Origin of the sequence: Pseudonocardia hierapolitana (assembly GCF_007994075.1) — a bacterium.
GTDB lineage: Bacteria > Actinomycetota > Actinomycetes > Mycobacteriales > Pseudonocardiaceae > Pseudonocardia > Pseudonocardia hierapolitana.
This window is the reverse complement of sequence record NZ_VIWU01000001.1, coordinates 6,848,624-6,869,033: the sequence shown is the minus strand read 5'-3', so window position 1 is coordinate 6,869,033 and position 20,410 is coordinate 6,848,624. Positions and strand designations below refer to the sequence as shown.

Annotated in this window: 19 protein-coding genes and 1 pseudogene; 7 read left to right on the top strand and 13 right to left on the bottom strand. The window is 71.4% G+C overall.

The genetic code is table 11. The features are described 5' to 3' along the window. The first annotated feature begins 4 nt into the window (after positions 1-4). The 4 genes from FHX44_RS32420 (at position 5) to FHX44_RS32405 (ending at position 3,409) form a co-directional block, all read left to right on the top strand. Complete coding sequence (locus FHX44_RS32420) at positions 5-733, top strand: DUF6081 family protein (protein WP_147259262.1); 729 nt, start codon at positions 5-7, stop codon at positions 731-733. Between the two features lie 77 nt (positions 734-810). Then, positions 811-1,506, top strand: a complete 696-nt coding sequence (locus FHX44_RS32415; RefSeq protein WP_147259261.1) for a DUF4230 domain-containing protein — start codon at positions 811-813, stop codon at positions 1,504-1,506. A gap of 146 nt (positions 1,507-1,652) precedes the next feature. Beyond that, on the top strand, positions 1,653-2,243 hold the full coding sequence (locus tag FHX44_RS32410; protein WP_147259260.1) for an RNA polymerase sigma factor: 591 nt from the start codon (positions 1,653-1,655) through the stop codon (positions 2,241-2,243). Then, entirely contained in the window at positions 2,240-3,409 is a 1,170-nt protein-coding gene (locus FHX44_RS32405; protein ID WP_147259259.1) for a hypothetical protein, read from the top strand. The genes FHX44_RS32410 and FHX44_RS32405 overlap by 4 nt, the downstream gene beginning before the upstream one ends. 5 nt (positions 3,410-3,414) lie before the next feature. Here the strand turns inward: FHX44_RS32405 and FHX44_RS32400 are convergent, their stop codons facing one another. The 10 genes and pseudogenes from FHX44_RS32400 to FHX44_RS32355 all read right to left on the bottom strand — a co-directional run bounded on the left by FHX44_RS32400 (position 3,415) and on the right by FHX44_RS32355 (position 15,031). Next, entirely contained in the window at positions 3,415-4,662 is a 1,248-nt protein-coding gene (locus FHX44_RS32400) for an MFS transporter (RefSeq protein WP_147259258.1), read from the bottom strand. Beyond that, on the bottom strand, positions 4,659-6,293 hold the full coding sequence (locus FHX44_RS32395; RefSeq protein ID WP_147259257.1) for an AMP-binding protein: 1,635 nt from the start codon (positions 6,291-6,293) through the stop codon (positions 4,659-4,661). The genes FHX44_RS32400 and FHX44_RS32395 overlap by 4 nt, the downstream gene beginning before the upstream one ends. Then, entirely contained in the window at positions 6,290-7,192 is a 903-nt protein-coding gene (locus FHX44_RS32390) for an amidohydrolase family protein (RefSeq protein ID WP_147259256.1), read from the bottom strand. The genes FHX44_RS32395 and FHX44_RS32390 overlap by 4 nt, the downstream gene beginning before the upstream one ends. Beyond that, positions 7,189-8,052, bottom strand: a complete 864-nt coding sequence (locus FHX44_RS32385) for a MaoC/PaaZ C-terminal domain-containing protein (RefSeq protein WP_147259255.1) — start codon at positions 8,050-8,052, stop codon at positions 7,189-7,191. The genes FHX44_RS32390 and FHX44_RS32385 overlap by 4 nt, the downstream gene beginning before the upstream one ends. Next, a complete protein-coding gene (locus FHX44_RS32380; protein WP_147259254.1) occupies positions 8,052-9,092 on the bottom strand; it encodes an ABC transporter ATP-binding protein in 1,041 nt (346 codons plus the stop codon). The genes FHX44_RS32385 and FHX44_RS32380 overlap by 1 nt, the downstream gene beginning before the upstream one ends. A gap of 287 nt (positions 9,093-9,379) precedes the next feature. After that, positions 9,380-10,522: pseudogene (locus FHX44_RS32375) on the bottom strand (ABC transporter substrate-binding protein); the annotation flags it as partial. Between the two features lie 197 nt (positions 10,523-10,719). Beyond that, complete coding sequence (locus tag FHX44_RS32370) at positions 10,720-11,784, bottom strand: ABC transporter ATP-binding protein (protein ID WP_147259252.1); 1,065 nt, start codon at positions 11,782-11,784, stop codon at positions 10,720-10,722. Next, a complete protein-coding gene (locus tag FHX44_RS32365) occupies positions 11,781-12,626 on the bottom strand; it encodes an ABC transporter permease (RefSeq protein ID WP_170309127.1) in 846 nt (281 codons plus the stop codon). Before FHX44_RS32365 ends, FHX44_RS32370 begins: the two co-directional genes overlap by 4 nt. A gap of 7 nt (positions 12,627-12,633) precedes the next feature. Next, the gene (locus FHX44_RS32360; protein ID WP_147259250.1) at positions 12,634-13,659 is read right to left on the bottom strand and encodes an ABC transporter permease; all 1,026 of its coding nucleotides are present in this window, start codon (positions 13,657-13,659) and stop codon (positions 12,634-12,636) included. Positions 13,660-13,672: 13 nt separating this feature from the next. Then, positions 13,673-15,031 carry a Rieske 2Fe-2S domain-containing protein gene (locus FHX44_RS32355; protein WP_147259249.1) on the bottom strand — a complete coding sequence of 453 codons (1,359 nt, stop codon included), beginning with the start codon at positions 15,029-15,031 and terminating at the stop codon, positions 13,673-13,675. Positions 15,032-15,239: 208 nt separating this feature from the next. On the opposite strand from FHX44_RS32355, the gene FHX44_RS32350 reads away from it, so the two are divergent. The 3 genes from FHX44_RS32350 to FHX44_RS32340 all read left to right on the top strand — a co-directional run bounded on the left by FHX44_RS32350 (position 15,240) and on the right by FHX44_RS32340 (position 16,726). Then, positions 15,240-15,911 carry a GntR family transcriptional regulator gene (locus FHX44_RS32350; protein WP_147259248.1) on the top strand — a complete coding sequence of 224 codons (672 nt, stop codon included), beginning with the start codon at positions 15,240-15,242 and terminating at the stop codon, positions 15,909-15,911. 99 nt (positions 15,912-16,010) lie between these two features. After that, positions 16,011-16,280: a hypothetical protein gene (locus tag FHX44_RS32345; RefSeq protein WP_147259247.1), complete on the top strand. Its 270-nt coding sequence runs from the start codon at positions 16,011-16,013 to the stop codon at positions 16,278-16,280. 26 nt (positions 16,281-16,306) lie between these two features. Further along, on the top strand, positions 16,307-16,726 hold the full coding sequence (locus FHX44_RS32340) for a hypothetical protein (RefSeq protein WP_212612749.1): 420 nt from the start codon (positions 16,307-16,309) through the stop codon (positions 16,724-16,726). 25 nt (positions 16,727-16,751) lie between these two features. Here the strand turns inward: FHX44_RS32340 and FHX44_RS32335 are convergent, their stop codons facing one another. From FHX44_RS32335 to FHX44_RS32325, 3 genes are all read right to left on the bottom strand, one after another. Next, positions 16,752-17,498, bottom strand: coding sequence for a hypothetical protein (locus FHX44_RS32335; RefSeq protein WP_147259246.1), 747 nt, complete (start codon positions 17,496-17,498; stop codon positions 16,752-16,754). A gap of 176 nt (positions 17,499-17,674) precedes the next feature. Further along, the gene (katG, locus tag FHX44_RS32330) at positions 17,675-19,921 is read right to left on the bottom strand and encodes a catalase/peroxidase HPI (protein ID WP_212612748.1); all 2,247 of its coding nucleotides are present in this window, start codon (positions 19,919-19,921) and stop codon (positions 17,675-17,677) included. Next, positions 19,861-20,319, bottom strand: a complete 459-nt coding sequence (locus FHX44_RS32325; RefSeq protein ID WP_147259244.1) for a Fur family transcriptional regulator — start codon at positions 20,317-20,319, stop codon at positions 19,861-19,863. Before FHX44_RS32325 ends, katG begins: the two co-directional genes overlap by 61 nt. Between the last annotated feature and the right edge of the window lie 91 nt (positions 20,320-20,410).

Genomic DNA, 20,410 nt, shown 5'->3' with positions numbered 1-20,410 from the left:
CATCATGTCGGCACACGACGGCTTCGTCACCTACGACGAGCTCAGCGGGCCTGCCCTGGACCCCGCCCGGTGGAGCCCCGCGCGCCTGCCGCTTCCGACAGGCGGCGACCACGTCCCGCAGGACCCTGCCGCGCAGGTTTCCGTCGACGGGGGCGAGCTGCGAGTGACGATCCCGCGCTTCTCGCTGTCGCACGACACGTTCCAGCCTGCCGACAGCGCCAAGTACCTCGTCTTCTCCACCCGCGAGTTCGCGCTGCCGGCCGACCGGCCCGCGACGTTCGCCGCCGACTCGGCCGTCGAGAACATCGGCGGCAACCCGGAGGACTACCGGAAGGGCATGGCCGCGTTCCACGTCTTCGACTTCGAGGCCAGTTTGCGCGTGTTCGCCGTCTGCGGGACGTCCACCCGCGTGCTCGCCCTGCACGAGCAGCTGGGCGCCTGGGGCGCGGGCGATCCCTTCTACCACGTGGTCGAGTCGCCGTACGAGGACTTCGACGACGACTTCACCCGGCTCCGCACGTGCGAGATCACGCTCGATCGGCGCAGCTCGGCCGCGACCTGGCGGGTCGACGGCCAGACCGTGTACCAGGCCCACGGAACCTTCATCCCCGAACAGGTCCGCATCGGGATCGGGATCTGGACACAGCTCCCGATCCGCGACGGCCGCAGCCGCTCGCTCGACGGTCAGGGCCTGAGCGCGCGGTGGAGCCGGTTCCGGGTGAGCGGAGTCTGAGCCGTGCCCCTTGACACAGGCCGGTCACGGGGCGTGTTCTCCACGGGGACACGCGCTCGACACCGGAGAGATTTCACATGGCGCAGCGACTGCTCGAGCCCGACACCAGTACGTGGAGCGGCCGGCTGCGTCGCAGGCGACCTCCGCTCAAGCTCCTCGCGGCCGTCGCGGCGCTGGCGATCGCGCTGCCGGTCGGCGCACAGCTCGCAGGGATGTTCCCGGCGCTGTCCGCCACCTTCGCGCCGAAGACCGTGGACCGGGGCCCGGCCCCACTGATGGCCGCGCTGAGCGACATCTCCGAGTACCACGCCGCCACCGGCACGTTCCAGGTGCTCGTCGACATCGAACGCGACACCCCGCACATCCCCGCGCTGATCAGCGGCGAACGCACGACGCTGTTCGCCACCGGCCACGTCGACGCACTGGTCGACCTCTCCGGGCTGGGGCCGGATCGGGTGAACGCGTCCGCCGACCAGAGCGCCGTGACCTTCACCCTGCCACCCGCGCGGCTGGCGCCGTCCACCCTCGACCCGGCGGCCACCCGGGTGGTCGGCCGCGAGCGTGGCGTCGTCGAGCGGCTCGCGGGTGTCCTGCAGAACAACCCCGTCGACGACGAGGACCTCTACCAGCTGGCGGCGCGCAAACTGGACGAGACCGCGCGGGCGAGCGACCTCACCGCTCGCGCCGAGGCCAACACCCGCGACATGCTGACGTCGCTGGCACGCTCGCTCGGGTACGAGCAGGTCACGGTGACGTTCGGCGAACCACTCTGACCGCGGGCCACGACTCGTCGCCGTCCGCAGCCTCCGCGACGGCACCGGCGGCGTCGGCCGCCACCGGCACCGAGCAGAAGCCCGTCACGGTCTGAGCCCGTCGGCGCTCCGTGCAACGCGGGGGCCGGTGCCGGCAATGATCGGGTATGACGACCAGTGAGGGGGCACCGGCCGCGACCGCGCCGCCGGGCGAGGACGTCGCGCTCTGGGCGGCGGCGCGGGCCGGCGACCCCGACGCGTTCACCGAGCTGTACCACCGCCACGCCGACCCGGTGTGGCGCCACGCCCACCGGTTGACCGGCTCCCCCACGGCGGCCGAGGACATCCTCGCCGCGACGTTCCTGACGATGTGGCGGCGGCGTGCGGAGGTGCAGCTCGCCGGCGGCTCGCTGCGTGCGTGGCTGCTCGCGGTCGCAGGCAACGAGGCACGCACGGAGTGGCGGCGCACGCACCGCCGGCACCGGCTCCTGCGGCGGGTCGGGCCCGCGCCGCACGTCGTCGACCACTCCGACGCCGTCGTCGCGTCGCTCGACGACCGCCGCCGCGTGCACCGGGTCCTCACCGCGGTCGCCCAACTGCCGTCCGCGCAGCGCGAGGCGGTCGCGTTGTGCCTGATCGGCGACGTCCCGTACCCGGAGGCGGCAGACGTGCTCGGGGTACCTGAGGCGACGCTGCGCTCCCGCGTCCACCGCGCCCGCGCAACTCTGCGCACCGTCGTGCCCGAGGAGGTCCGATGAACGAGCTGCAGCTCCCGCCCGCCCCACCGCTGCCGGACGAGGTGCGCGAGCGCGCCCTGCGCACCGTCCTCGCCGGGACGCGGGCCCCGCGGCGGCGCTTTGCTCCTCTCGTCGCGGCGGTGGTCGTCGTGATGGCGACGTTGGCGGCGGTCACCACGGCCGTCGCGATGACCGGACCGGGCGCGGACGAACTCGACCCCCGGCTCGCCGCCTCCGGCCCACCCGCTCCCACCGGCGATCCCGCCATCGACGAGGCGCTCGGCCGCTGCGCGGCGGCGGTCGCCACGTCTGGTTCTCGGGACGAGTACCCACCGACGGCGGGGTGGCGTGTGACCGACGTTCTGTCGCACGCGGGGGAGGGTCAGTTCTCGGACACCGATCTGGTGATCGACGGATCGTTCGCCTGTCACGCGGGTCCATACCACGTCTGGGTGTCGACCGTGGGCGGGCGCCCTGCCGGTGGGATCGAGGTCGCCCGGCTCGGCCCCGGCTCGCTCGTCCTGTTCAATCCGCAGCGGCTGCTGGTCGAGGTGGACCCGGGCGACGGGTACGTCAGGACGTCGACGACGGCCGTGCAGATCGTCAGCTTGACGCCGGCACACGAGGACTGGCCCGTACGGCGCTTGATCGTCCGCGGCTCGTACGACGGTCCGCTCCCCGATCCCGGCGAAGCCGCGGTCGAGGTGCAGGATCGGCCGATCCTGAACGGGCAGGCACAGCCGACGAACGTCGAGGCGTGCCTGGACGACCAGCTCGGCACGTGGGCGCTCGGATCGGACGAGCCACAGGAGACGGTCCTCACCCAGGACGCGCAGGGAGACCTACCGCGTGCGCTCGTCGGTCGCGTGAACGGGCGCTGGGCCGCCGTCTGCTACGACGGTCCGGAGGGACCGGTCGCGGTCGAGGGTCCGCTCGACCCCGCCCGCCTGTCGGAGACCCGCCTCGTCAGCTCCCGCCGCCGCGACGACCTGGTCGTCGCGCTCCTGACGGTCGCGCCGGACGGCGAACGGGTCGAGATCGCCACGACCCCCGAGCCCGGTGCGGTCGGCTCCGGGGCCGCCTGCACGCTCCGGGACGGCTTGGCGCTCTGCATGCTGCGCGCCGAGGGCGCTGTGGACGTGCGCATCTTCAGCGGCGGGGTAGGGACCACCATGCCGGTCCCCTGAGCACATCACGACCGCCGGGCACCGTCACCGGCCTCATCGCAACGCGGCCGCGCGAGCCCGGGCACCGGGCCGCGCGGCCGCCGCAGCACCACGAACGCGATCGCGCCCGCCGCGGTCACCGCGGCCAGCACGAGGAAGGCTGCGGGGTAGCCGCCGGTGCCGCCGGCGACCGCGGTGACGAGCAGCGGCCCCACCACCAGCCCGATCGATACGAACCCCGCGGACCACCCCATGATGGTGCCGAACGAGCCGACGCCGAAGTAGTCCGCGCGCAACGCGGTCATCACCGGACCGCGGAGCCCCCATGCGAACCCGTGGACGATCGCCGTCGCCATCAGGAGGCCGAAGCCGGACACGGTCGCGAACCCCACCAGCACGCAGGTCTGCACGACCATGCACGCGGCGGCGAGCCGGCGCTTGTCGAGGCGATCGGCGATCAGGCCCGTGACGACCTGGCCGATCAGCTGCGCCGTCGACATCACCGCAACCGTGAGACCGGCTGTCGCGAGCGGGATGCCGTGGTGGGTCATCAGTGGCACGAGGTGCAGGCTCACGGCGCTGACCGCGACCAGCGCCGTGCCGTGCCCCACGACGAGCAGCCAGAACGCCGCCGTCCGCAGGGCGCTCCCCAGATCGTGGTCGCCCGGGCGGCGGGGCGCCGCGGACACGCCCACCGGGCGCGGCCTCCGATCGGCGGGGAGGGCCGCGCTCGCGACCAGGCCCACCGCCAGGATCGCCACGGCGACGCCGACGAACGTGGCGCGCCAGCCGGCCCCGGCCAGCGCCCAGGTCACGACCGGCACGGCCAGCCCGCCGAGCGCGATCCCGGTCGGGAGCAGCCCGAGCGCCAGCGTCCGGCGATCCGTCATCGTCTGCACCACCGCCACGGTCAGCGGTGTGATGCCAGCGGCCGAGCAACCGAGCGCGATCACGACGACCGCGCCGACGAAGTGCGAGGCATCGGCAACGGCGGCGGCCACGGCGAAGCCGGCTGCCGTGACCACCGTTCCCGCCCGGGCCACCGCCCGCACCCCGACCCGGTCGCAGAACCATCCGGTGAGCGGGGAGAGGAAGCCGTTGCCGAGCTGGACGATCGCGTACCCGAGCGCGATCACCCCCGGTGACCAGCCCGTGTCGTCCGTGATCACCACGAGGTAGGCGCCGAAGGCACTGATGATCAGGCCGTTCTGCAGGGTGAGCAGGACCGACCCGCCCACCACGACCCACCAACCGCTGCGTGCCGTCGACCTCACGGGGCCATCGGAGCGGACACGTCACGGGCCTCCGCCTCGAACTGCCGGCGTGCCCACACCAGATCGGCCTTGCCCGTGTTGAGCCGCTGCACCTCGGGTACCACGACCACCCGGCGCGGCTTCTTGTAGCCGGCCAGCCGGGAGCCGACGAACGCGCCGAGCTCGTCGGGATCGGCGCCTGCCCCGCGCTCCAACGACACCGCGGCCGCGACGACGCTGCCCCAGCGAGGGTCCGGAACGCCGAGAACCACGGCGTCGCGCACGGCCGGGTGGCTGCGCAGCACGAGCTCGACCTCGTCGGTGAAGACCTTCTCGCCCCCGGTGTTGACCACCGAACTACCACGGCCGAGCAGCCGCAGTCGCCCGTCGGCCTCGAGGGTGGCCAGGTCGCCGGGCATCGTGTAGCGCACGCCGTCGAGATCGCGGAAGGCGCTCGCGGTCTTCTCCGCATCGCCCTCGTAACCCGCGCCGGGAACGACCGGTGCGGCGAGCACGCCGATCGCTCCCGAGCCGGGGACGACGTCGCGGCCGTCCTCGTCGAGCAGGCGCGCGCCGGGCACCAGCTCGAAGCTGCCCGCCTCGTCGTCGATGGAGGCCCGGTTGACCTCGGATCGGGCGTACACCCCGCCCTCCGCCGACGCGATGGTGTCCACCAGCGTGAGGTCGGCGTGGGCGAGCAGCCTGCGCTTCACGCCGGGGCTCCACACCGCGCCGATGCTGCGGATCCGGCGCAGGGAGTCGATCCCGAGCGGGCGACCGGCCGCGGCCCTCTCGTCGAGGGCGTCGAGCAGGCGCAGCCCGAACGCATCACCCACGATGACCAGGTCGGTGACGCGGTGCCGCGCGATCGCGGTCAGGAGCCCGGCTCCCGTCACACCCCTGCCGGTCAACAGCGCGACCGGCGCGCCGACGGACAGCGCGCCGAGCGCGGCGTACAGGCCGGTGCCGTGCATCAGCGGCGAGGCGGGCAGGTGCACCATTCCGCGCGGACCGTGCGGGTCGATGTCGAGCGCCTGGTGCAGCGCCTCCATCGCGTCGGTCTCGTCCACCCCCAGGGTCGCGAACCCGCCGGACCGCACCGAACGCAGCCGCTCGGCGTGGCTCCCGATCACGGCCTTCGGGTGGCCGGTGGTGCCGCCGGTGAACAGCCGCCACTCGGTGTCACCGCGAGGGCGCCGCGGGTGCCTGCCGGCCGCGGCGACCTCGGACCCGAACCCGCCTGCCGGGTCGATCCGGACCAGCAGATCGCACCCCGGAACGGGGCCGGCGGCCTCGGCGACGACGTCGGCGAGGTCCTCGTCGACGATCACGGCCCTGGCCCCGGAGATTTCCAGCAGGTACCGCACTTCCGCGGCCCGGTACCGGTAGTTGACGTTCACCGGTGCGGCCATCAGCTTGAACAGCGCGTGGAGTGCGATCAGGTACTCGGGCGAGTTCCGGGCGTCCAGCCCGACGCGGTCACCGGCACCCACGCCATGGGCAGCCAGGTACCCGGCCAACCGGTCGGCCCGTTCGTCGAACTGCGCCCAGGTCAGCTCCCGCTCACCGGCGGCCACCGCCACCCGCCCCGGCGCCAGGTCGGCGATGTGCTCGAAGTGCGAGGCGAAGTTGTCCTCCAGCCCGAGGGTCATGATTCCTCTTCCTCCAGGCCGAACAGCCGCGCCGCGTTGTGCAGCATGATGTCGGGCTTCACGCTGTCGCGGATCTCGGTCTTCTCCAGGTCCGCCATCCACCGCTCGGGGGTGAACAGCGGGAAGTCGGTCCCGAACATCACCTTCTTGCGCAGGAGGGTGTTCGCGTACTGCACCAGCTGCGGCGGGAAGTACTTCGGCGACCAGCCGGACAGCTCGATGTGGACCTGCGCCTTGTGCGAGGCCACCGCCAGTGCCTCGTCCTGCCACGGGAACGACGGGTGGGCCATGATGATCGACATGTCGGGGAAGTCGACGGCCACGTCGTCGAGGTGCAGCGGGTTGGAGTACTTGAGCCGCACGCCCCCACCGCCCCTCGTGCCGGCACCGACGCCGTTCTGCCCGGTGTGGAACAGCGCCGGCAGCCCGTGCTCGGCGAGCACCTCGTAGATCGGGAACGCGACCGGGTCGTTCGGGTAGACCTCCTGGACGCTCGGGTGGAACTTGAAGCCGCGGAACCCGTAGCCCTCGATCAGGCGTCGGGCGATCTTCGCCCCGGCCTTTCCGCGCGCGGGGTGCACGCTGGCGAACGGGATGATCACGTCCGGGTGCTCGGCGGCGATCTCGCCGATCTCCTCGTTGGTCGGGGCGTGCTCGTCCCGGTCGCCGAGCGAGTCGACGGTGAAGGCGACGGCCGCCATGCGCCGCTCGCGGTAGAACGCCGCGAGCTGGTGCAGGTCCATGCCGAGCACGTCGGACTTGAAGTGCGCCTTCATCTGCGCCATGCGCTCGGCGCCTGCCTCGGAGTGTGCAGCCTTCGTGGAGAAGTGCACGTGGGTGTGCACGTCGATCGCGACGAGATCGGCGGCCAGCAGCTCGGGCGGGTTCACGCCGGTCATCGACCGCCCCCGACGGTGGCGCCGACGGTCGCTCTGCCGCGGTCGATCACGACGGTGCCGTCGTCGGTGCGGGTGCGGTGCAGGATCTGCCCTCCGCCCTCGTCCCAGATGTCCACCGTCAGCGCCTGCCCAGGTGTGACGGTGGCGCTGAACCGCCCGTACATGCGGGTGAGGCGGGCCGGGTCGCCGCCTGCGACCTCGTGCAGCAGCGCCCGGCCGGTGACGCCGTACGTGCAGAGCCCGTGCAGGATCGGCTTGCCGAACCCGGCCCGGGCCGCGAACGCCGGGTCGGAGTGCAGCGGGTTGCGGTCGCCGGAGAGCCGGTAGAGCAGCGCCTGCTCGGGGCGGGTCTCGTAGCGCACGCTGTGGTCGGGCGCGCGGTCCGGCGCGGCCCACTCGTCGCGCGGCCCGCGGTCTCCCCCGAAGCCACCCTCACCGCGGATGAACAGGGCGCTGCGGTTCGTCGCGAGCGGTTCCCCGCCGCTGAGAACTGCGGTCGACTCGGTGACGACGAGGGCGCCCTTGCCCTTGTCGTACACGCCCGTCACCCGGGCCGTCGCCGTGACCGTGCCCTCGACCGGAACCGGACGGTGCAGGGTGATCTCCTGCTCGGCGTGCACCAGCATCGCCGGGTCGAACGTGCCGAACGGGGGCGGCGGCGCCTGCGACAGCAGCACCGCGAACGTCGGCAGCACCTGCTGGGGCACCCCGTCGCTGTTCTCGGTGGTGAACGCCAACTCCTGGGTGGGCTCCCCGAGCCCCGCCCCGACGCCGACGGCGTAGAGCAGGGAGTCGGTGGAGGTCCAGGTCCGGGTGCGTGGCTCCCCTTCGGTACCGACGGCTCCGGGATCGACGGGCATCAGGCTCCTTCCTGTTCGAGGATCGGTTCGAGGATCGGGTGGTGGCAGGCGGCGAACCTGCCCGGCTTGACCTCGCGCATCTCGGGCACCTCGGCGGAGCACCGCTCGGTGGCGGCGGGACATCGGGTGCGGAAGCGGCACCCGCTCGGCGGGTTGATCGGTGAGGGCATCTCGCCGCGACCGCGGTCGGCCTCTTCGATATCGGCTCCGGTGATCGTCTCCATCGACGGGATCGACGAGACGAGCAGCCGCGTGTACGGGTGCACCGGGTCGTCGAACAACGCCGTCGTCTCCCCGAGCTCGCAGATCCTGCCGAGGTACATCACGGCGACCCGGTCGCTGATGTTGCGCACCACCCCGAGGTCGTGGGCGATGAACACCAGCGTGAGCCCGTAGCGGCGCTTCATGTCCTCGAGGAGGTTGAGGATCTGCGCCTGCACCGACACGTCCAGGGCCGACACCGGTTCGTCGCAGATCAGCACCTCCGGTTCGAGCACCAGCGCCCTGGCGATCGACACCCGCTGGCATTGCCCGCCGGAGAACTGGTGCGGCCGCCGGTCGGCAACCTGCTGCGGGTCGAGCCCGACCGCTTCGAGCACCTCGGGCACGACCCGTGCCCGCTCGTCACCGCGGCCCCACACCACCAGCGGGTCGCCGACGATGTCCGGGATCCGGCGCCGCGGGTTCAAGGAGGAGATCGGGTCCTGGAAGATCATCTGCAGCTTGGGGCGCAGCTCCCGGAGCTCGCGGGGCGAGAGCGTGGTGAGGTCACCGCCGTCGAACACCACCGATCCGCTGGTCGGCCTGGGCAGCTGCATGATCGCCCGGCCGGTGGTCGACTTGCCGCAACCGGACTCGCCGACCAGCCCGAGCGTCTCTCCCCTGCGGACGTCGAGGTCGATCCCGGAGACGGCGTGCACCATCTGCCCGCCGCCCACCGGGAACTCCACGACCAGGTCCTTCAGCAGCAGGACGACGTCGCTCTCGCCCTCGCCCCGTGCGCGGGTGTCCGGACCCTGCTCCGTGCGCGCCGCGGTCATCGGTCGAGCCAGGCCGTCGCGAAGAACATGTCCCTCGTCAGGTAGCGCACCACGCCCTTCACCTCGGGTTTGGCCACGGTGGAGAGGTAGCCGCGGCTGTAGTAGGCGACCGCGATGTCCTGGTTGGTCTTGAGCCCGACCTGCTGGTAGAGCCTGGTCCGCTCGGCCTCGTCCGTGGTGGCGGCGGCGCGGTCGAGCAGCGTGTCGACCTCGGGGTTGGAGTAGCCGCCGTAGTTGGCGTTGCCGCCCGTGCGCATCAGGTTCACCACGGCGGGATACGGGACGTCGGTCGGGCCGCCGACCCAGCCCGCGATCTGGAAGTCGTGGCTCTGCACGACGCTCGAGGAGTACTGGGCGAGGTCGAAGAACTGCGGCTGGAGCGTGATGCCGATCTCGGCCATCTGCGCCTGCAGGAACTCCGCGAACTGCACGCGGTTGGGCGCGTTCGTCGTCTTGTACTGCACGGTGGCGCTGCCGCCCGCGGCCACGTACTCCTGCACCAGTTGACGGGCCCGCTCCGGGTCGTAGGACGGCCACGCCGCCTCCGCCTCGGGGGTCGAGTACCCGCTGTCGGCGCCGAACCAGTTCGACGCGCGCGCCATCTGCCCGCGGAACTGGGTGGCGGCCAGCGCATCGAGGTTGATCCCGCGGACGACGGCCTCCCGCATCCGGCGGTCGTCGAAAGGTGCCCGCCCGTGGTTGAAGTAGATGTACTCCGCGCCGTTCCCGGGGCCGTAGTACACCGTCAGGTTCGGGTTCTGCATCCCGCGCAACAGCTCGGTGTGGTAACCGCCGAAGATCAGGTCGACGTCGCCGTTCTCGATCGAGGCGTAGCGCGTCTCGGTGTCGGGCAGCGGGCGGAACTCGAGCGCGTCGAGGTAGGGCATGCCCTGCTGCCAGTAGTGGGGGTTGCGCGTCAGCACCATGCGGGAGTCGCGCACCCACTCCGACAGCACGAACGGACCCGCGCCCACGGGGTTCTTGCCGATCTCGTCGCCGTAGCGGGCCAGCGCCGCGGGCGAGACGATCGTTCCCAGGTTGCCTGCTGTGAAGTTCAGCGCGAACGCCGAGGCGAACGACCCGAACGGCTCCGTGAGCGTGAACTCGACCGTGCGCGGGTCGATCGCTCGCATCGAGCCGATGCGCTGCGTGTAGAGATGGCCGGGCGAGGCCGCCTTGTCGATGTGGCGCTGCACGTTGCTGATCACGGCCTGCGCGTCGAGCGGGGTGCCGTCGGAGAACAGGACGCCGTCGCGCAGGCCCATGCGCCAGGTGCGGCCGTCGTCGGTGGTCTGCATCGACTCGGCGAGGTAGGGCTGCGGCTCGCCCTTCTCGTCGAGCTTCAGCAGCGAGTCGTAGACGGCCACCGCGGCCTGGTTCGTGTTCTGGACCGTGGGGTCGAAGCTGACGGCCTCCCGGTCGGTGCCCATCGCCAGGGTGCCGCCGCGTCGCGGCGTCCCCTCGGCGGCGAGGTCACCCCCTCGGGCGTTGACCGCACTGATGCCGTCGCTGCCCGCAGGCGCCGACGCGGCAGGCGTGACGCTGCCACAGGCCGCGACCACCGTGAGGCCGAGCAGGAGTGCGAGCACCCGAGCTCCGGTGGACGAGCGCCGTTGCTCGTTCGCGTTCATAGGAGGACCTTTTCGTCGGTGACGGGGATACCCGCGGCGCTCACGCCGCGCTCGATGTTGCGCGCCCGGGCTTCCGCCCAGGCCGGGCTGCCCACCGGGAACCAGCACCGGTAGGTGTGCTCTGCGGATCCGGCCTCCCGCAGCGGTGGCTCCTCGGTGAGGCACCTGTCCTGGGCGAAGGGACAGCGCGGGCTGAACGTGCACCCCGCCGGCGGGTCGATCAGGTCCGGCGGGCGTCCGGGGATCACGTGGAGCCGGGTGTGGTTCGGCCCCGCGAGCGGCGGCACCGCGTTCATCAGGGCGGCGGTGTAGGGCATCCTCGGCTCGGCGAAGAGCACGGGCGTCGGGGCGGACTCCACGATCCGTCCCGCGTACATCACGGCGATGCGGTCGGAGCGGCTGCGCACCACCCGCAGGTCGTGCGTGACCAGCAGCATCGCCATCCGGAGGCGGGACTGCAGGTCGGCGAGCAGGTCCAGGATCTGCGCCTGCACGGTGACGTCGAGGGCCGTGGTCGGCTCGTCGGCGAGCAGCAGCCGCGGGTTGCAGGAGAGCGCGATCGCGATCGTGACGCGCTGCCGCATGCCGCCCGACAGCTCGTGCGGGTACTGGCGCACCCGCCGCTCCGGTTCGGAGAGCCCCACCGAGTGCAGCAGCTCGACCGCCCGGCCGAGCGCCTCCCTCTTCGGGACGCGCTCGTGCTGAACGATCGTCTCCGCCAGCTGCGCACCGATGCGCTTGACCGGGTTCAGCGAGGTCATCGGGTCCTGGAGGATCAGTGCGATCTCCGCACCCCAGTACGCCGACAGCTCCTTCGCCGAGAGCGCGGTGAGGTTCGTGCCGTCGAACGTGACGGTGCCCTCGACCTCGGTGCTGCGCCCTCCGGAGACGAGCCCCATGAGCCGGCGGGTGAGCACGGTCTTGCCCGAACCGCTCTCGCCGACGACGGCGAGGACCTCCCCGGCCTCGACCCGCAGCGAGACGCCGTCGACGGCGCGCACCACCCCCTTCTTCGTGTGGAAGCGCACGACGACGTCCTCAGCGGTCAGAAGGGCGGTCACAGGTTGCTCTCCTTGACCTCGAACTGCTTGCGCGTGCGCTCGCCGATGTAGTTGATCGACAGCACGGTGAGGAACATGACCGCGGCCGGGAACAGCGAGATGTAGGGGTAGGTGAGCAGCTCGGTGCGGCCGCCGGCGATCATGCCGCCCCAGCTGGGCGTGGGCGGCGGGATGCCGAGCCCCAGGAACGAGAGCGAGCCCTCCACCACGATGAAGACACCGATCATGATGAAGCCGTAGGCCGCCACCGGGAGCACGACGTTCGGGGCTATCTCCCGCGCGATGATCCGGAGCGGGCTGCACCCGTACGCTCGGGCCGCCAGCACGAACTCCCGCTGGGCCACCACGAGCGTGGCCGCGCGGGACAGCCGGATGAACGTCGGCACCGACAGGATCGCCAGGCCGAGGATCAGGTTGGTCAGGCTGGACCCGAGGATCGCGACGATCGCGATGATGAACACGAGTCCCGGGAACGCCAGCACGACGTCGGTGACGAGCGCGAGCATGCGTTCGATGCGTCCGCCGAAGTAGCCGGCCAGCATGCCGAGGAAGCCCCCGACCAGTGCGCCGAGCCCGACGGCGCAGATGCCGACCAGGAGCGACGCCCGCGCCCCGTAGACCACGCGGGAGAACGTGTCGCGGCCGAGGGTGTCCCCGCCCAGCCAGTGCTGCGGGGTGATCCCCCCGAACACGTTGGTGTAGTCGGGGACGGCCGGATCCCAGAGCGGCAGCAACGGGGCGAACACGGCCGCCAGCACCACGGCGGCCAGCCAGGTCCACGCCACGTACCAGCCGAACGGGGTGCGCTCGGCCCGGCGAACGCGGCTGGTCGTCTCAGGCATCGCCGTGTCAGGCATCTCTGCGCACCCGCGGGTCGAGGGCCAGGTACAGCAGGTCGATCAGCATGTTGATCACGACGTAGGCGACCGCGACGAACAGCAGCGCACCCTGGAGGATCATGTAGTCGCGGTTGAACACGGCCTGCACGATGAGCTGGCCGAGCCCGGGGATCGCGAAGAGCGTCTCGACGATCACCGTGCCGCCGAGCAGCCGCCCGATGTTCACCCCCGACAGCGTGATCAGGGAGAACGACGAGGGCCGCAGCGCGTGCCGGAAGAGGATCCTCGCCGGGCCGAGCCCCTTCGACCGGGCCATGAGGATGAAGTCCTCCTGCAGCGTGGACACCATGTCCGAACGCAGCAGCTGCCGGTAGACCGCCGCCTCGGTGATCATGAGCGTCAGGCAGGGCAGGACGATCGATCTCACGTTGCCGAGGGGGTCCTCGAACAGTCCCGTGTAACCGGTGGCCGGCAGGATGCTCGTCACCCCTCCGGCGAAGAGCACGATCAGCACCATCCCGAACACGAAGTTCGGCATCGCGGCGGCGCCGAACCCGATCGTCATCGACGCCCGGTCGACGAGCCCGCCGGGGCGGTAGGCCGAGTGGACGGCGAGCGGCACCGCGATCACCAGCGCGAGGAGCTGGGCGATGATCGTGATCTCGAACGTGACGGGGATGCGCTGGGCGAGCGCCTCCGCGACCGGCTGGCCGGTGCGGAACGAGCGGCCGAGGTCGCCGGTGACCACGCCGCCGAGCCAGTCGGCGTAGCGCACGAGGACCGGTCGGTCGAGCTGCAGGTCCTCGCGGACCTGCTGCACCTGCTCCGGGGTCGCGTTGTCGCCCGCCACGACCACGGCCGCGTCGCCGGGCAGCAGGTCGACGACCAGGAAGGACAGGAACGTCACGGCGAGCAGCACGAGCAGCAGGTGCACCAGCCGCTTGCGGATACGACGGACGGCGAACATCCGCCTGCCACCGCGGGGACCCGCCGCGGTGACCGGTACCGCCTGCGTGGTCGCCATCGTGTCGGCCATGGCCGCGGCGTCGTCAGTCGCCCGCCGCCGGGAGCCGGGAGTTGCCGGGGTCGTACCTCTGGACCATCGGATCGGCGTCGGTGCCCAGCAGGCGCCAGTCCTCGCCGTCCTCGAGGATCTTCTCGGCGGAGCGGATGCCCCGGTAGTCCATGTCGGGGGCGACCGCGGGTGGCTCGCCGCCCTCGGCGAGGCGCTTCGCCGCGGCGATCAGCAACCTGCGCATCCGGATGATCGCCTTGTCGGACGTGCCGAGGTGCTCCTGCGAGCGGTCGTAGATCGGACCCATCGTCTCGGTGACCATGAAGTCCTGGCTGATGAACTCGCGCACGCCCGAGTAGGTGGTGGTGCGCTGGTCCTCACGGTCGATGCCGAAGTCGTTCTCGAGCGTGTAGCGCCGCGGGATGATCCCGTTGCGGCCGACCTCTGCGGGGCCGAACTCGAAGGGGCTCACCGCGAAGAGGTTGGTGCCACCGACCTCCTCGATGCCCTCGTTCACCCGCGTGGCGAAGCTGTAGCGGTAGGTGTTGTGGTCGTCGACCGGCACGAACAGGCCGTGCTGGGTGCTGAACGGCACCGAGGCGATCACCGTGTGGTACGGGTAGCAGTACGCGCTCATCCGCACGTGGGTGTGACCGGCGGGGGTGGTGCGGATGCCGACGTACTTGAAGCCGTACCAGGTGTCCTCGATCTCCAGGCGCGGCGCGCGGTCGTGCTTCCAGAACGTCCACGACATCGCGTTCGAGGGGTAGCCGGGCTTGTCGCTCCCGTCGTCGGGGATGTCGTCGACGCCGTTCCACTGGTGCAGCCAGGAGATGTGGGAGGTGTCCATGTTGCCCTCCATCGCCTGCATCCAGTTGCAGCTGGTGTGCAGCTTGGTGGCGGCGACCTGGTCGGGCTCGAGCGACTCGGTGCCGAAGTCGCGGAAGGGCGTCATCGCCTCTGCCGGGCCCATGTACGTCCACACGATCCCGCCCGACTCGTGGGTGGGGTAGGACCTCGCGCGCACCCGCTCCTTGAAGGTGCTGGTCGGTGGCTCGCTCGGCATGTCGATGCACGTGCCGTCGGCACCGAACTGCCAGCCGTGGTACGGACACCGCAGCCCGCAGGTGCCGTCCGGGCCGAGCTCGTTGCGGCCGTAGTACAGGGAGGCGCCCCGGTGCGGGCAGTTCTCCTGGATCAGGCCGACCTTGCCGAACGCGTCCCGGAAGGCGACGAGGTCCTCACCGAGCAACCGCACGCGCACCGGGTCGCCCGCCGGTGTCGGCAATTCGCTCACCAGCAACGCGGGCGTCCAGTATCGGCGCAGGAGATCGCCCATAGGAGTGCCCGGTCCCACACGTGTCAGGAACTCGTTGTCCTGTGCAGAGAGCATCGTCGGCCTCTCGGATGTGGTGGTGTGTTCGGGAATTCGGGTGGCGGGGAATGACGAACCGTCGACCAGCGGCACTCGATCAACACGGCACAGCGCTGCTCGTCGGTGAGCTCGGCGCGCCCCGGCTCCGGGATCACACGACCATGACCATAGCTAAGGACAACCAGGCCGACAACCATATTGTTAACAATCTTGGTAATGTGCGTGCATGGTTGCTGGCGGCGAGACGGCCCCGAGCGAGGCCGTCGCCGCGGTGGTGCTGGCCGTGCGCGACGGGATCATGCAGGGCAGGTACGCGCCCGGGCAGCGGCTGCCCGAGGCCGACCTCGTGTCGCTCTACCGCGCGTCACGGGGAACCGTTCGCACCGCGCTCGCACAGCTGGAGAACGAGGGCCTCGTGCAGCGCGAACGCAATCGCGGAGCCCGGGTCCGCCCCATCTCGCTCGAGGAAGCCGTGGAGATCACCGAGACCCGGGCCGTCATCGAGGGGCTGTGCGCGGCCAAGGCCGCCGCGCGCGCCACGGACGACGACCGCACCCGGCTCCGCGAGCTGGGCGACGCGATGCGCTCAGCCGTCGAGAACGCCGACATCCCGGCCTACAGCCGCACCAACCAGCTCGTGCACCGCGCCGTGCGGGAGATCTCCGCGCACCAGACCGCGGGCCTGATGCTGGACCGCCTGCGCACCCAGAGCGTGCGGTACCACTTCCGGGTGGCCCTCCTGCCCGGCCGGCCGAGCGTCGGCCTCCGGGAGCACCTCGACGTCATCGAGGCGGTCTGCTCCGGGGACCCGGACGTCGCCGAGCGGACGATGCGCGCCCACCTGCTCAGCGTGGTCGGCGCGCTGGAGGAACTCGCAAGGAGCCAGCCCGGTTGGTGATAGCGGCCCGACCATCAGCGCCGTCGATACCCGGGTAGAAGCGATCGTTGTTTCCGGAGATCCGCCGCAATCGCCTACGCTCGCTCCGATGGAGGAGCCATGTGGCTGGTGACCGGGATCGACGAGGAGCACCGGTTTCCCGACTGGGTCGCCGCGGCCGCGTTCTACCGGCAGATCGTCGAGGACTGGGTCGCGAGGAACGGCGGGCCTGATCGATGTGGGGACCAGGCCCGGCGTGTTCAGGACCTCCCGCCGGGCGGTTCCCAGGAGGTCGAGTTCACCGCCGCGGACGGTAGCGGTGAGACGGTGCGGTTCGCGCTGTCGTGGGACATCGGCGGCGGCCGGACGGACCATTTCGTCGCCTGCTGAACACCCCTGGAGGTCGGACAGCGCTGATGAGAAGCACCACCGTTCTGGCCCTCACCCTCACAGCACTCGCGGCCTGCGGCGGCCAACCGGCGCAGCCGCCTCCCCCACCTCCGGGTCCGACCGGGCCGACGATCATCACCTACACGGCACCGGTCCCGATGCCGCCCGAGACGACGCCCGCGGCGCCCCCGGCGGGCTCGCAGGCGACGAGCTGGACCATGCCGGACCTCGTGGGCTCCGTTCTCCAGGACGCGCAGGACAGCATCCAACGGCTCACCGGCTACGGGATCGTCCTCACCACGTCGCACGACGCCACCGGAGCCGGGCGCATGCAGGTGGCCGACCGCAACTGGAAGGTCTGCACCCAGAACGTGCCGCCGGGTGCGGCGATCACGTCGTCCAGCCGCATCGACTTCGGGGTCGTCAAGGTCGACGAGTCCTGCTGACCGGATCGCTACGGGCCCGGTGCTGTCATCGACGCGTTCGATCGTCGGGCCGCGAGATCGGTTCCGTCCGACCGGCCACGGGGCGCTGCGCGAAGGCCTCGAGGAAGGCCTTGTTCCACGCCCCCTCCCCGCCGAGCAGGAACGAGCCGGACCGGTGACCCCGCCACAGCTGCGGCCGCCAGCGCTGCACGGCCTCACCGATCGGGACCCGCTGCCCCTGCCCGTCGCCGAGGCTCACCAGCCACCTGTGCTCCTCGCCGGGCGCCCTGACGCCGCCGAGCGCCCAGGCCCACTCCAGCTCCGTATGCCGCGCCACCGCCTGGGCGTCGGCCGGGTACAGCTCCAGCCAGATCGGCACCAGGACGATACGACGGCTCACCCAGGGCACGAGATCATCGCGGGTGCGGCGCAGCTGCCGGCGGCGACTGACCTCGTTCGTCATGACACCCACCCCGGACAGCTCGGTCCAGGCCAGCCGCACGAGCTTGCGCCCCCGCCCGTCGAGCACCCGGATCCCCTCGTGGTCGATCACCAACCGGGCAGGCAGGCGGCGGCGGGTGTGGATCACCCAGGCGTAGAGGAGAACGATCAGCAGACCGGCGGCGCCGGCGATCAGCCGGACGGCCGGCTCCTCCGGCCCGGCGACGAAGGAGGCCAGGCAGCCTGCGGCGATCAGCAGGGTGAGCGCGTGGACGATCGCCCGCGCGACCTGCGTGGATCGGGTGCGGGCGGTGAGGTCGATCTCGTTCGGGGCCACGGTAGGAGGTTCCATGCCGCGGAGGCTCGCAACCGGGCCGCTGCCGGTGAAGGAAGAGTTCTTCCGTCACCGAGCAGGCGGGAGCGCGGCGCCCACCGGCGGGGCACCTCCCGGGCGGTGGTCGAACGCCGGCGACGGTGCGGCGCCGACGCCACGCCCGGGAGGCCACGTGCCTCGGAGAGCCTCTTGGATCAGGTCAGGTCGAACCGGTCGAGGTTCATGACCTTGTCCCACGCCGCCACGAAGTCCCGCACGAACTTCTCCTTCGCGTCGGCGCACGCGTAGACCTCCGCGATGGCGCGCAGCTGCGAGTTCGCGCCGAAGACGAGGTCGGCGGCCGTGGCGGTCCACCTGACGTCGCCGGTGGCCCGGTCGCGGCCCTCGTACACGTTCTCCGTCTCCGAGACCTTCCACTCGGTCCTCATGTCGAGGAGGTTGCGGAAGAAGTCGTTGGTCAGCGTCTCGGGCCGGTCGGTGAGGACGCCGTGCCTGCTCTGCTTGAAGGTGGCGCCGAGCGCCCGCATGCCGCCGAGCAGGACCGTCATCTCCGGCGCGCTCAGGGTCAGCAGGTAGGCGCGGTCCACCAGCAGGGTCTCCGGCGGCAGCTTCTCCCCCGCCCGCAGGTAGTTGCGGAAGCCGTCCGCCTTCGGCTCCATCACGGCGAACGAGTCCACGTCGGTCTGCTCCTGCGAGGCATCGGTGCGCCCCGGCGTGAACGGGACCGTGATGTCGTGCCCGGCGTCCTTCGCCGCCTTCTCCACCGCCGCGCAGCCTGCGAGGACGATCAGGTCGGCGAGCGAGACCTTCTTGGCCGTCTGCGAGACGTTGAAGTCGCGCTGGACCTGCTCGAGGGTCTGCAGCACCTTGCCCAGCTCGTCCGGGTCGTTGACCTCCCAGTCCTTCTGCGGCGCGAGGCGGATCCGCGCCCCGTTGGCCCCGCCGCGCTTGTCGGTGCCGCGGAAGCTGGCGGCCGACGCCCAGGCGGTGTGGACGAGCTGGGAGATCGACAGGCCCGAGGCGAGGACCTTCTCCTTGAGGGCCGCGACGTCCGCGTCCCCGATCAGCTCGTGGTCCACCGGCGGGACGGGGTCCTGCCAGAGCTGGGGCTCCGGGACCCAGGGGCCCAGGTAGCGCGAGACGGGGCCCATGTCGCGGTGCAGGAGCTTGTACCAGGCCTTGGCGAACGCGTCCGCGAGCTGGTCGGGGTTCTCGTGGAAGCGCTTGGTGATCGGCCCGTAGATCGGGTCGACCTTCAGCGCGATGTCCGAGGTCAGCATCATCGGCGCGTGCCGCTTGGACGGGTCGTGGGCATCCGGCACCGTGCCCTGGGCCTCGGGGTTCTTGGGGGTCCACTGGTGCGCACCCGCGGGGCTGCGCGTCAGCTCCCAGTCGTACCCGTAGAGGTTGTCCAGGTATCCGTTGTCCCACCGGGTCGGCTCGTTCGTCCAGGCGCCCTCGAGCCCGCTGGTCATCGCGTGGGGGCCGGCGCCGGTGCCGACGCTGTTCTTCCAGCCCAGACCCTGGTGCTCGACCGGGCACGCCTCGGGCTCCGGGCCGATGTACCGGGGGTCGACCGCGCCGTGGCACTTGCCGAACGTGTGGCCACCGACGATGAGGGCGACCGTCTCCTCGTCGTTCATCGCCATCCGGCCGAAGGTGTCCCGGATGTCCCTGGCGGACTTCACCGGATCCGCGTTCCCGTTGGGCCCCTCCGGGTTCACGTAGATCAGGCCCATCTGCACGGCGCCGAACGGCTCGGCGAGGTCCCGCTCGCCGCTGTAGCGCTCGTCCCCGAGCCAGGTGTCCTCCGGGCCCCAGAAGATCTCCTCCGGCTCCCAGATGTCCTCCCGCCCGAAGGCGAAGCCGAACGTCTTCAGGCCCATGTCCTCGATGGCCACGTTGCCGGCGAGGACGAGCAGGTCGGCCCACGAGATCTTCCGGCCGTACTTCTCCTTGACCGGCCAGAGCAGCCGCCGCGCCTTGTCGAGGCTCGCGTTGTCGGGCCAGCTGTTGAGCGGGGCGAAGCGCTGCGCGCCGTCGCCGCCGCCGCCCCGGCCGTCGTGGATGCGGTAGGTCCCGGCGGCGTGCCAGCTCATCCTGATGAACAGCGGCCCGTAGTGGCCGTAGTCGGCAGGCCACCAGTCCTGCGACGTCCGCATCACATCGACGAGGTCGCGCTTGAGCGCCTCGACGTCGAGGGACTCGAACTCCTTCCGGTAGTCGAAGTCCTCGCCCATCGGGTTGGCCCGAGGCGAGTGCTGGTGGAGAACCTGCAGGTCCAGTTGGTTCGGCCACCAGTCCCGGTTGGTCCTGGGCCGGGTCACCTCGGGGGTCGGGGAGGGGATCGCCGGGTTCTCGGACTCGCTGATGCTCTCGGTCACGTCCGCTCCTTCGCCTGTCTCGCCTGTTCCTCTTGTGCCGCGGCGCACGCGGGGCAACGACCCTGGTACATGACCTCGGCCTCGTCGATGGCGAAGCCGTGGTCCTCGGACGGGGTCAAGCAGGGAGCCTCGCCGACCGCGCAGTCCACGTCCGCGATCGCGCCGCACGACCGGCACACGACGTGGTGGTGGTTGTCCCCCACCCTCGCCTCGTAGCGCGCCACCGAGCCCGGTGGCTCGATGCACCGCACCAGGCCCGCCGCGGTCAGGGCGCGCAGCACGTCGTACACGGCCTGGTGGGACACCTCGCCGAGATCGTCACGGACGAATCCGATGATCGAGCTCGTGTCGGAGTGCGGATGCTCGTGCACGGCGGAGAGCACGGCCAGCCGTGGCCGCGTCACCCGGAGCGCAGCCCCGCGCAACATGTGCTCGAAGTCCGACGTCGTTGGCACCGCGTCCCAGCGTGGCCCAGATTCTTGAACGTCTCAACTCGGGAGCACCGGCATCGCTCAACCGGTGCCCGGCCGCGCGCATCGGCTCATC

Coding starts and splice junctions, on each gene's coding strand:
- FHX44_RS32420 (WP_147259262.1), top strand. CDS start 5: ATGTCGGCACACGACGGCTTCGTCACCTACGACGAGCTCAGCGGGCCT.
- FHX44_RS32415 (WP_147259261.1), top strand. CDS start 811: ATGGCGCAGCGACTGCTCGAGCCCGACACCAGTACGTGGAGCGGCCGG.
- FHX44_RS32410 (WP_147259260.1), top strand. CDS start 1,653: ATGACGACCAGTGAGGGGGCACCGGCCGCGACCGCGCCGCCGGGCGAG.
- FHX44_RS32405 (WP_147259259.1), top strand. CDS start 2,240: ATGAACGAGCTGCAGCTCCCGCCCGCCCCACCGCTGCCGGACGAGGTG.
- FHX44_RS32395 (WP_147259257.1), bottom strand. CDS start 6,293: ATGACCCTCGGGCTGGAGGACAACTTCGCCTCGCACTTCGAGCACATC.
- FHX44_RS32390 (WP_147259256.1), bottom strand. CDS start 7,192: ATGACCGGCGTGAACCCGCCCGAGCTGCTGGCCGCCGATCTCGTCGCG.
- FHX44_RS32385 (WP_147259255.1), bottom strand. CDS start 8,052: ATGCCCGTCGATCCCGGAGCCGTCGGTACCGAAGGGGAGCCACGCACC.
- FHX44_RS32380 (WP_147259254.1), bottom strand. CDS start 9,092: ATGACCGCGGCGCGCACGGAGCAGGGTCCGGACACCCGCGCACGGGGC.
- FHX44_RS32365 (WP_170309127.1), bottom strand. CDS start 12,626: ATGCCTGAGACGACCAGCCGCGTTCGCCGGGCCGAGCGCACCCCGTTC.
- FHX44_RS32360 (WP_147259250.1), bottom strand. CDS start 13,659: ATGGCCGACACGATGGCGACCACGCAGGCGGTACCGGTCACCGCGGCG.
- FHX44_RS32355 (WP_147259249.1), bottom strand. CDS start 15,031: ATGCTCTCTGCACAGGACAACGAGTTCCTGACACGTGTGGGACCGGGC.
- FHX44_RS32350 (WP_147259248.1), top strand. CDS start 15,240: ATGGTTGCTGGCGGCGAGACGGCCCCGAGCGAGGCCGTCGCCGCGGTG.
- FHX44_RS32345 (WP_147259247.1), top strand. CDS start 16,011: ATGTGGCTGGTGACCGGGATCGACGAGGAGCACCGGTTTCCCGACTGG.
- FHX44_RS32340 (WP_212612749.1), top strand. CDS start 16,307: ATGAGAAGCACCACCGTTCTGGCCCTCACCCTCACAGCACTCGCGGCC.
- FHX44_RS32335 (WP_147259246.1), bottom strand. CDS start 17,498: ATGGAACCTCCTACCGTGGCCCCGAACGAGATCGACCTCACCGCCCGC.